We start from the raw sequence: 10,130 nt of genomic DNA, 5'->3' as shown, positions 1-10,130 counted from the left end.
TCCCATAACGTCCCTAGCACCCTTGATATTGGATTCTCTCGTCAGCAAGCCATACCAGGGTTCATCTATCTGTTTTACCCCTTCAGAGCCTGAAATAACTGTTAGATTTGGTTTCTTTCCTGGAAAGGGAAGGTCAGATTGCTTCATGGACCAGTCTAGCCATTCCTGGAACGAGTAGGTGTAGTCTGCATGGAAAAATTCGACGTTGTCCGTCCGTGGTATACGTGCAATACCAAAGTGGTTGCAGGTCATATCAACTGGCAAGGTTTGGTTAAAGTAGTTACGCAAATTTTGAGAGATAGCTTTTGCAACCTTGACCACTCTAAACTGGGAGTGTGCTGTAACGTAAGCTGGCTCTTCCAGGACAAAATAAGCTTGGAACCCTTTATCTGATTTTAAAATCAGAGTTGGCATGAAGCCTAAATCGATGGTAGTCGTTAAAATATCTCCAGCTGTCATTTCTTCAGCTGAAGAGGTAATATCGAAGTCAATATAGAAGGTGTTAATCTGCCTTAGATTGTCTTCAGAGTGCCCACGTGTAACCCGACGGTTAGCATCACTGTAAGCCCCAAAACGGTAGGCGTTCGGTGTCCAGTGAGTAAAGCTATCCTGGTTTTCTAAAATAGCCTCCATCGATGTTAAGACGACCCCACGTGCCTTGACCATATTCTCTTTAGAACGGTAGGCAAAGATAGCCCCACGTTTCCCTTCTTCAGCTGAAGGAACTGGCCACAAGTGACTGTTTCTATATTTGGTCTGTCTTAGTCCATCTCTTAGAATCAAACTGTAAATGTTCGTTAAGTTCATCTGTTTCCTTACTATCAACGATTTTATACGCCAACGTTAGCTTTGAGCAACTCATCTGGCATCAATATTGTTTCTTTTGCATGCTCAAGCCCCTCAGAATAGCCTTCAAAGTCAATCTCTTCTATAGGAACTTTAATAGCTCTTTCTCTGATTTCTCCTAGTTGTCTAGCTTGTTCCTCTAACACCTCTTGAGGCACTTGAACGACTAAGGCAAACTCATCTGAAGTTAAACATTGATCCTTGAAGCGTTGATCTAAACCATCCAAGAACCCAAGTAAGTACGATTTCTTGTACTCCCTATAGTTTGCGGTTACTGCGGTCTTATAAAGTCTGTCCAGACGATAGTCTAAATAAAGCAGCGCCGCCTCATAGACCTTTGTGCAAAACTCAGCATCCGAATCGTAACCAAAGAAAATGATTTGAGTAATTCCTTTGTCGACTCTTCTCCTTCTGACAACCTGGCATCTAAAATTTGCCCCGAGTATCGCAGCTAATCGCTCTTTCCACCAGACCAAGCGATATTGAGTAGTCGCCACTTTTTCTCCAATAATTTCTTTCAACTGGGAAACTGAGACATCAGCCATGGAAATGTTGTGTTTTACCATGAGTTTTTGAGCCATCAGAAGAGCTGTTTGCCCCTCCTCATCGTCTGGTGTATCATAAGCTAGCTCCAAAAGATTTTGTATCTTCCCGATAATTTTATTTTCCATGTCAATCCTCCAAGCGATATTTTCGGGGTAAGTGCCAAGCATAGTGCTTTGGTTCATTGACCGCTGCATTATAGAAAATCATATTATTGGCAATAATTTCTTGCCATTTTGGAATTTCCTCACGGTAAATATGACCAAGCCCGTAGAATTGCTTTGCGATAAACTGAACAGCCCCAATATGATCGCCCATCATAACGATACATAGTACATCATGCTCCATATCATAGACCCAGTGTCTTTTAGGATTGGCCAATATCTCCTGCGCAAACCCCTCATCTCTTTCTAGCCAATCATGCCCTGGTCTATAGTAAACTTTCATCTGAGAAGATTCTTCGTTCAGCCCATAAAAACAGTGGCTACATAATGTTTGACCCTTATCAATCCACCAGCACGGACCATATTTTTCATGAATGCAGGGTGTAACCCAGTTACAAGCGCAACGTCTGCATATCCCTGGATCTACATTTATTTCTTCATGCTTCATAGCAGCACCTCTAGTTAATCTTCATGCTTTTTGGAATACTGGAGCTACACGAACAAATGCCGTCCTGTAAGTCTCTCTTCAGATAAACTTCAGGAGTTGCAGTTGTGACATAATCGCTCCTCTTCCAATTTCTACGTAAGCGAGTGTTGAATAATGACACTCTTGCTTCAATTTCTTTAAACCTAAATCCCAACTTCAAATACGTTGTGACGATTTCATGAACATGTTCTTTGGATTCTTTATTTCTAACCCTATTATGAACTGCCTGCTCCTCGTCTTCGAGTTTCAAGCTTCTCTGGTATTGAATATATAGAACCCTCATCTCTTCAATCTTATTTTGCCAGTGGGCATTGTAAGGTTTCCCAGAGTACTTGTTTACCAAGCTTCTAACAGGTTGCTTGAACTTCATCTGAATAGAATCAAATTCCCCTAGATCAGTAAAAGGATCAATGAACCCTATTGGCTCACTATTGATTAGCTGCTCGTATAATTCGTTTCTAATCATTCTGGCCTCCTAACTCTGTCAAGCCCTCTATGCTCTGTTTACCGCAATCAACTGCTCCAAATCTAAACACATGGTAAAGCCCCTTTCCGTATAAGATTTTAAACGAACAAAAAGGAGAACAGACTTCTCCGTTCCCCTCATAAATACAGGTATATATTCAATTCTAAAAACTCTTACCACTTACCACTAGGATACACAGTATTCTTAGATAAAAACACAATAAAACAAACAAATCTGGAAAAATTTCTACACGAGGCTGGGCAAAAAGCCCAGCACCGCTTCTCAAAGTTAGTGTCAACATCTCAGCGCAGTGGTTGATTGGAAGATTTGTTCGTGTTTTACACTCCAAATCTAACCTAATCAACTGTGCGGGGGGTGGGAAAACGAACTCTTCTATGAATGGCTGAGTTCTTTCCCACTCCCAAAAAGAACATGATTAAGACACCAATTACTAAAATAAATACCAGGATACCATCCTCTATCTCTAGTAAAAATATACCATTTAAAATTTTAAAAAAATATGCACTATTGCCCCAAAAATGTGAACGATTTGGCATTTTTTTCTTTGTACAAGTAGTATAATATGATTGTGCAAATAAATATGCAAAAAGGAGAGGAAAATGTATACCAAGAAAATCGCTCTTAAACAACTAACCATATCTAGTACTTCAGTAGCCATAGTGAGTAGCCTATGGGGAAGCCAGCCTCCTATAGTTTACGCAAACGATGCATCGACGGTATCTGTTCAATATCAATATATTGCACAAGATGAACTAACAAGTTCAGAGAAGGATTCTGTCTTATCTAAGCTGAAAACTGTCTTACCTTCCAAAGAAATAGCTACGGAGAATCAAACAATCTATCTCATCTACAAGACCGAACCTAAAAAAATATTTGGGATTCTTCCAGCTACAGGGGAGACCGGGATCAATCTATTAACGATTGGAGGGGGACTTCTTCTAGTTCTAGGAATAAGTTTGGTCGGAAAAGGCAAAAAGAAAAGGATTATTTCATCCATCCTTCTTCTGACCGCCACTGGTTCTATTCTACCTATCCAGAGCATCCAGGCTCTAGAAAGCAATTTACTTGCAAGCTACAATCAGGTTCATCAGCTAAAAGTCGGAGACCAACTTCCTAATCCAAGTAACATAAAGCAATATCAGTATGTAGGCTATGTCACTGACAAGGATATAGGTCCGCAATCTACCGAAAATAAAGAGAGCTCTTCCACAACTGCATCATCTCAGCAGCAAGATAGTACCGATAGTGCTATAAATAATGAAACCTTGCTCTTCAATCTAAAAAAATTAGATCCAACAAGCGACAACCAGCAACTAAAAAAGGCTGAGGCTGGGCAGAAAGCCCAAAGCCACTTCTCAGAGTTCGTGTCAACATCTCAGCGCAGTGGTTGATTGGCAGATTTGTTCGTGTTTCACACTCCAAATCTGACCATTACGACTGATGCGAACAGAGTTCGCTTCATCTCCAACCTCCAACAGTCACTACTCTGACTGTTGAAGCTATGCGGGGGGGTGGGAGTGAAACAGTCTGGGAATAGACTGTTTCAGCTCAACAACTTAAAACGAAAAATTGTTGACGAACTCTTCTATGAATGGTCGAGTTCTTTCCCAACCCCGCAGACCACAAATTGGCTAGTAGTAAAATGATCAGCCTTGTCCCCATGACCGACAATACCATTATTTCTGACATACAGGGAAGAGAAGAAAACATCAATACACTCCTAGCTCACTTTGAAGATGGCAGCACCTTATTTTTCCCACTCCAATATACAGAAAACAAAGATAAACGTGCTTACTACCAAGTAGCGGATTGGGGAGTTACTTATTCACCTCTCCAAACATTACAGGACTACTCTGACATTCTAGACAAGGTAGTTCCAAGCCTACAAGCGGTTGAATTTCGTTCTGAAAATATGTATACTGCTCTCTCCATTACAGAAAATCAAGAGCCTGATTATAGAACTAGTATTTTTACAGAATAAGAAAAAAGTTAGGGATTATTTCTAGTCCCTAACTTTTTATGTTACTTTTCTGACACCTGTTTTGCCAAAGCAAAGTTCCCAAGAGTTGCAGAACCATTTTCAGCAACAGCTGGCGTTACGATATATTCTTTGACATCTGGTGTTGGGAGATAATCGTTCATCAAACCGACAAACTTCTCACGTACACGATTAAGCATGTGCTCTTGAGCCATAACTCCTCCACCAAATACAATTACTTGTGGACGATAAAGTAAGGTTGCCTGTACGGCTGCTTGAGCAATGTAGTAAGCCTGCACATCCCAAACGTCTGAATTTAACTCGATCAATTCACCACGAATACCTGTACGGCCTTCAAGAGAAGGACCTGCAGCTAAGCCTTCCAAACACCCATTGTGGAATGGACACATCCCTTTAAATTCATGTTTTACATCGTAAGGGTGTAGGGCAACGTAAGTATGACCCGCTTCGGTATGACCCAAGCCACCGATAAACTCACCATTTTGAATAGCACCTGCACCAATACCTGTACCAATTGTATAGTAAACTAAGCTCTTTACCCCTTTACGAACCAATGTTTCACCAAAAGCTGATGAATTCACATCTGTCGTGAAGTAGAATGGAATGTTAAATTCCTTAGCAATCAGACCAAGTAAATCAATATTTGACCAGTGTGGTTTTGGTGTCGAAGTGATATAACCATAAGTCTGTGAGTTTTGATCAACATCAATTGGACCGAAAGAACCAATCGCAATACCTGCCAAACGATCTTCATAGCGCTTGAAGAATTCAACCGTTCTCTCAATCGTTTCATAAGGAGTTGTCGTTGGAAATTGCGCTTTTTCAACAACTTGAAAGTTCTCATCGCCTACTGCACAAACAAACTTTGTACCACCAGCTTCTAAGCTACCATATAATTTTGTCATTTGATTGTCTCCAAAATTTTTATCACTTTTATTATAACATATAAGCAAACAGAAGAAAAAGGCTTTCAGCCTTTTTCCTGTTAATTATGTAGTAGAGGCAGACTCTACAAATCGATTTTATATAAGATTACTTAGCTACTTTCAAGAATTCTACACCGTGAGCGATTGTTCCCTCTGCAAGTGGAGTTACTTCTGTAAAGTCTGCAGTGTTTGTCACGATAATCATGGTTGTATCATCAAGACCAGCTTCAGCAATCTTAGCTGCATCGAATTTTGCAATTGCATCGCCAGCTTTAACCTTGTCGCCAGCTGCAACCAATTTCTCAAAACCGTTACCGTTCATTGATACTGTATCAATACCGATATGGATCAAGATTTCAGCACCTGAAGCTGTTTTCAAGCCATAAGCGTGACCTGTTTCAAAAGCAATAGTTACTTCTGCATCTGCTGGTGCGTAAACAACACCTTCAGTTGGCTTAACTGCCAAACCTTTACCCATAGCTCCTGATGAGAAGACCGGGTCATTTACATTTTCAAGAGCAACAACATCACCTGATAGTGGAGATACAAGAGTTTCTTCAGCTACAAGTCCTGTTTCTGCTTCTTCAAGCGTTTTTGCTGTTTCTTGTGCAGAAGCACTAGACTTTTTTACGTCTTTCTCCTCATCTTCATAACCGAAGAGGTAAGTCAAAGCGAAACCAAGAGCAAATGATACAGCAACCATAAGGATGTATGGAAGAATTTGACCATTACCTGCGTAAAGTGTCAAACCTGGGATGATAGTAACACCCATACCTGTACCGGCAAGACCAAGAAGAGATGCTACAGCACCACCGATGGCACCAGCAACCAATGAAAGAAGGAATGGTTTGCGGAAACGCAAGTTAACACCGAAGATAGCTGGCTCAGTAATACCGAGGAAGGCAGAAAGAGCTGCTGGGAAAGCAAGAGCTTTCAATTTAGGATTTTTAGTTTTCACACCAACCGCTACTGTAGCAGCACCTTGTGCTGTCATAGCTGCAGTGATGATAGCGTTGAATGGGTTAGCACCAGTGTTTGCTACCAATTGAGCTTCCAAGAAGTTGAAGATATGGTGAACACCTGATACAACGATGACTTGGTGAACACCACCGATAAGGAGACCACCAAGACCCATTGGCAAGTTCAAGATAGCTTGTGTACCAGCCAAGATGTAGTTTTCAACCACGTGGAAGACTGGACCAATGACAAACAAGCCAAGAATAGACATTACAAACAAGGTCACGAATGGCGTTACCAAGAGGTCAAGAACTTCTGGAACAACCTTGCGGACAGCCTTTTCAAATTTAGCACCAATCAAACCGATGATGAAGGCTGGCAATACTGAACCTTGCAAACCAACAACTGGGATGAAACCGAAGAAGATAGTTGGTTTCACATCGCCACCTGATGCTACAACCCAAGCGTTTGGCAACTGACCCGCAATGAGCATCATACCAAGAACGATACCAATTGTTTGGTTACCACCGAATACACGGAAGGTTGACCATACTACCAAGGCTGGCAATACGATGAATGCTGTATCTGTCAAGATTTGTGAGTAAACGTTCAAATCTTCTGGAAGAGTATAACCAAGAGCTCCAAGAAGACCACGAAGACCCATGAAAAGACCAGTTGCTACGATAGCAGGAATGATTGGAACGAATACGTCACCGAAAGTACGGATCGCACGTTGGAAAGCATTACCTTGTTTAGCAGCTTCAGCTTTTTGTTCACCAGTAGTCGCTGTTGGCAAACCAAGGGCAACCACTTCATCGTAGATTTTGTTTACTGTACCAGTACCAAAGATGATTTGGTATTGACCAGAGTTGAAGAAAGCACCTTGTACTTTTTCGATGTCTTCGACTGTATCCTTGTCGATTTTTCCTTCATCAACAACCATGACACGAAGGCGAGTCGCACAGTGGGCAACACTGCGTACGTTCTCACGTCCACCAAGGGCGTCAATGACTTTTTTTGCAATTTCTGTATTATTCATCTTGCAAAAATCTCCTTATTAAATATTTTTTGCTTTTTTGAAAGTGTTTTCAAACTTTCGATGGTTTTATTATATCACTTTTATAAAATATGTCAAACGTTTATCACATTTTTTTTTGAATTTCTTAAAAACATTGTTAAAACTTGATTTTTTTCAAGAAAACGTTTACTATATTAATGAAAAACTAGAAAATTTGGAGAAAATTATGGCATTTACAACAGAGGAGCGTTACAGAGCTTATGCTGACTGGACACCCGAATATATTGAAAAAATAAAGAAGAATACAGAGAGTTCTCCTTGGAGGACAAATTTCCATATTGAAACACCACATGGACTATTAAATGATCCAAATGGATTTTCTTATTTTAATGGAAAATGGACTCTTTTTTACCAATACTTCCCATTCGGTGCTGCGCACGGATTAAAATCTTGGGTCCATACAGAATCAACGGATTTGGTCCATTTTGAAGAAACTGGTACGGTTATGTACCCAGATACACCACTTGATAGCCACGGTGCCTACTCTGGTTCAGCTATGGAATTTGGCGACAAGCTCTTCCTCTTCTATACTGGAAATGTCCGCGATGAAAATTGGGTTCGCCATCCATACCAAATCGGTGCCTTGATGGATAAAGATGGTAAGATTGAAAAGATTGATAAAGTCTTGATTGAGCAACCAGGAGATACCACCGACCATTTCCGTGATCCACAAATTTTCAACTATAAAGGGCAATATTACGCTATCGTCGGTGGACAAAATCTGGATAAAAAGGGAATTGTCAAACTTTATAAAGCTGAAAATAACGACTACCTCAACTGGTCCTATATTGGTGACCTAGATTTTGCCAATGATATGACCGCTTATATGATGGAATGCCCGAATATTGCGTTCGTTGGCGAACAACCAATTCTCCTCTACTGTCCACAAGGCTTAGACAAAGAGGTATTGGACTATGACAATATCTATCCAAACATGTACAAGATTGGTCAGAGTTTCAATCCTGAAACAGCAAGCATTGTCGAACCGAGCGAATTGATCAATCTGGACTATGGTTTTGAGTGCTATGCAACCCAGGCCTTTAATGCACCAGACGGTCGAACTCTATCTGTTAGCTGGTTGGCTCTTCCAGATGTGGAATACCCAACCGATGCTTATGACTACCAAGGCTGTCTGTCATTGGTTAAAGAATTAACCATCAAGGACGGTAAACTCTACCAATATCCAGTCGATGCGATTACCAGTCTTCGTAAAGAAGCTCAGCCATTTTCAGCCCAAAAAGAAACCAATAATGTTTACGAATTGGAACTTGATTTTTCAGCGGGCACGAAGCATGAAATCGTATTGTTCGCAAATGAAGCGGAAAAAGGCTTGGTCTTGTCTGTAGACACTGAACAAGGCCAGATTACATTGGACCGCGGCAACTGTGGTCAGCCATTCGCACTCGATTTCGGCACAAGTCGCTCTTGCGAGATTTCTCCAGGAGCTCTCACAGCCAATATCTTCATCGACAAATCTGTCTTTGAAATCTTTATCAATAAAGGAGAGAAAGTATTTTCTGGTCGTGTCTTCCCTGATGCGGATCAGTCTGGTATCGTCATTACGACTGGTAATCCGACCGGAACCTACTACCATTTAGATTATGGTCGCAAAACTAACTGATGTCGCACAGTTAGCTGGGGTCAGCCCAACAACTGTCTCGCGCGTTATCAATAAAAAAGGATACCTATCTGAAAAAACCATTCGCAATGTCGAAGAGGCTATGCGTGAACTAGGCTACAAACCTAATAATGTAGCTCGTAGTTTACAAGGTAAATCTGCAAAATTAGTTGGTCTCATCTTCCCAACAATAAACAATATTTTTTATTCTGAATTGATTAGCCATTTAGAAAAAGAGCTTTTTGATCGAGGCTATAAAACCATTATTTGCAATAGCCAGCACGAGTCCGATAAGGAACGTGAGTATCTAGAAATGTTAGCAGCTAACCAAGTAGATGGGATTATCTCGGGCAGTCACAATCTCGGTATCCAAGACTACGACCGTGTCGTAGCTCCAATTATCGCTTTTGACCGCAACCTCTCTCCTTCCATTCCCATTGTCTCTTCCGATAATTTTGCTGGCGGGGTATTAGCTGCCCAAACCTTACAAAAAGCGGGATGTCACAATCCATTAATGATTACTGGAAACGATGATTCCAATTCACCTACCGGCCTTCGCCAAGTAGGTTTCACATCTATTTTGAACAAAGCCGAAGTTTTTCATATCTCCAGTGATTTCTCACCTGTGCGCAAGGAGATGGAAATCCGAGCCATTCTTGAAAAACAAAAACCAGATGGTATCTTTGTATCTGGCGATGCAACGGCTATGCTGGTATGGAACGTCATTCGTTCATTGAATCTGTCTATTCCAGAAGATATTAAATTGATTGGTTATGATGGAACAAGTTTCATCGAAAACTACTATCCTCAACTGACAACCATCAAGCAACCATTAACCGAAATAGCTCGCCTGCTGGTTGAACTATTAGTTGATAAAATCGAAGGAAAAAAACTGACAAAAACAGACTATATCCTACCGATTAGCCTACTAGCAGGAGCTAGTATATAAAAAAAGCTGTACCTAATAAAAAAATTAGGTACAGCTTTTTTGTGATACATTCTCTTGTTTCTCAAGTAAAAAAGAA

9 protein-coding genes and 1 pseudogene are annotated in these 10,130 nt (G+C 40.8%); 4 read left to right on the top strand and 6 right to left on the bottom strand.

Annotated elements, in window-relative coordinates:
• The 4 genes and pseudogenes from P7J49_RS02790 to P7J49_RS02775 form a co-directional block, all read right to left on the bottom strand.
• Positions 1-807, bottom strand: a pseudogene (locus P7J49_RS02790) (replication protein RepR); the annotation flags it as partial.
• A 23-nt stretch (positions 808-830) separates the two neighbouring features.
• Positions 831-1,517: a DUF2786 domain-containing protein gene (locus P7J49_RS02785; RefSeq protein WP_024389786.1), complete on the bottom strand. Its 687-nt coding sequence runs from the start codon at positions 1,515-1,517 to the stop codon at positions 831-833.
• 1 nt (position 1,518) lies between these two features.
• The gene (locus tag P7J49_RS02780) at positions 1,519-1,836 is read right to left on the bottom strand and encodes a hypothetical protein (RefSeq protein WP_024389785.1); all 318 of its coding nucleotides are present in this window, start codon (positions 1,834-1,836) and stop codon (positions 1,519-1,521) included.
• A gap of 175 nt (positions 1,837-2,011) precedes the next feature.
• Positions 2,012-2,506 carry a hypothetical protein gene (locus P7J49_RS02775; protein ID WP_024389784.1) on the bottom strand — a complete coding sequence of 165 codons (495 nt, stop codon included), beginning with the start codon at positions 2,504-2,506 and terminating at the stop codon, positions 2,012-2,014.
• A gap of 620 nt (positions 2,507-3,126) precedes the next feature.
• Between P7J49_RS02775 and P7J49_RS02770 the strand changes: the two genes are divergently transcribed.
• Both P7J49_RS02770 and P7J49_RS02765 read left to right on the top strand, forming a co-directional pair.
• Positions 3,127-3,918, top strand: coding sequence for an LPXTG cell wall anchor domain-containing protein (locus tag P7J49_RS02770; RefSeq protein WP_408569237.1), 792 nt, complete (start codon positions 3,127-3,129; stop codon positions 3,916-3,918).
• A 200-nt stretch (positions 3,919-4,118) separates the two neighbouring features.
• The gene (locus tag P7J49_RS02765) at positions 4,119-4,508 is read left to right on the top strand and encodes a hypothetical protein (RefSeq protein ID WP_408569235.1); all 390 of its coding nucleotides are present in this window, start codon (positions 4,119-4,121) and stop codon (positions 4,506-4,508) included.
• 41 nt (positions 4,509-4,549) lie between these two features.
• Here the strand turns inward: P7J49_RS02765 and scrK are convergent, their stop codons facing one another.
• Both scrK and P7J49_RS02755 read right to left on the bottom strand, forming a co-directional pair.
• Positions 4,550-5,431: a fructokinase ScrK gene (scrK, locus tag P7J49_RS02760; protein ID WP_408569233.1), complete on the bottom strand. Its 882-nt coding sequence runs from the start codon at positions 5,429-5,431 to the stop codon at positions 4,550-4,552.
• 127 nt (positions 5,432-5,558) lie between these two features.
• Positions 5,559-7,448 carry a sucrose-specific PTS transporter subunit IIBC gene (locus P7J49_RS02755; RefSeq protein ID WP_408569231.1) on the bottom strand — a complete coding sequence of 630 codons (1,890 nt, stop codon included), beginning with the start codon at positions 7,446-7,448 and terminating at the stop codon, positions 5,559-5,561.
• A gap of 205 nt (positions 7,449-7,653) precedes the next feature.
• On the opposite strand from P7J49_RS02755, the gene P7J49_RS02750 reads away from it, so the two are divergent.
• Positions 7,654-9,108, top strand: coding sequence for a sucrose-6-phosphate hydrolase (locus tag P7J49_RS02750; RefSeq protein ID WP_408569229.1), 1,455 nt, complete (start codon positions 7,654-7,656; stop codon positions 9,106-9,108).
• Positions 9,089-10,054: a LacI family DNA-binding transcriptional regulator gene (locus P7J49_RS02745; protein ID WP_029187412.1), complete on the top strand. Its 966-nt coding sequence runs from the start codon at positions 9,089-9,091 to the stop codon at positions 10,052-10,054. The genes P7J49_RS02750 and P7J49_RS02745 overlap by 20 nt, the downstream gene beginning before the upstream one ends.
• Positions 10,055-10,130: the final 76 nt, after the last annotated feature.

The organism is Streptococcus suis, from assembly GCF_046032515.1.
GTDB classification, from domain to species: Bacteria; Bacillota; Bacilli; order Lactobacillales; family Streptococcaceae; genus Streptococcus; species Streptococcus suis_AL.
This window is presented reverse-complemented; position numbering and strand designations above follow the sequence as displayed.

Excerpts from the sequence above, each read along its gene's own strand:
- P7J49_RS02785 (WP_024389786.1), bottom strand. The coding sequence starts at position 1,517 with ATGGAAAATAAAATTATCGGGAAGATACAAAATCTTTTGGAGCTAGCT.
- P7J49_RS02780 (WP_024389785.1), bottom strand. The coding sequence starts at position 1,836 with ATGAAAGTTTACTATAGACCAGGGCATGATTGGCTAGAAAGAGATGAG.
- P7J49_RS02775 (WP_024389784.1), bottom strand. The coding sequence starts at position 2,506 with ATGATTAGAAACGAATTATACGAGCAGCTAATCAATAGTGAGCCAATA.
- P7J49_RS02770 (WP_408569237.1), top strand. The coding sequence starts at position 3,127 with ATGTATACCAAGAAAATCGCTCTTAAACAACTAACCATATCTAGTACT.
- P7J49_RS02765 (WP_408569235.1), top strand. The coding sequence starts at position 4,119 with ATGGTCGAGTTCTTTCCCAACCCCGCAGACCACAAATTGGCTAGTAGT.
- scrK (WP_408569233.1), bottom strand. The coding sequence starts at position 5,431 with ATGACAAAATTATATGGTAGCTTAGAAGCTGGTGGTACAAAGTTTGTT.
- P7J49_RS02755 (WP_408569231.1), bottom strand. The coding sequence starts at position 7,448 with ATGAATAATACAGAAATTGCAAAAAAAGTCATTGACGCCCTTGGTGGA.
- P7J49_RS02750 (WP_408569229.1), top strand. The coding sequence starts at position 7,654 with ATGGCATTTACAACAGAGGAGCGTTACAGAGCTTATGCTGACTGGACA.
- P7J49_RS02745 (WP_029187412.1), top strand. The coding sequence starts at position 9,089 with ATGGTCGCAAAACTAACTGATGTCGCACAGTTAGCTGGGGTCAGCCCA.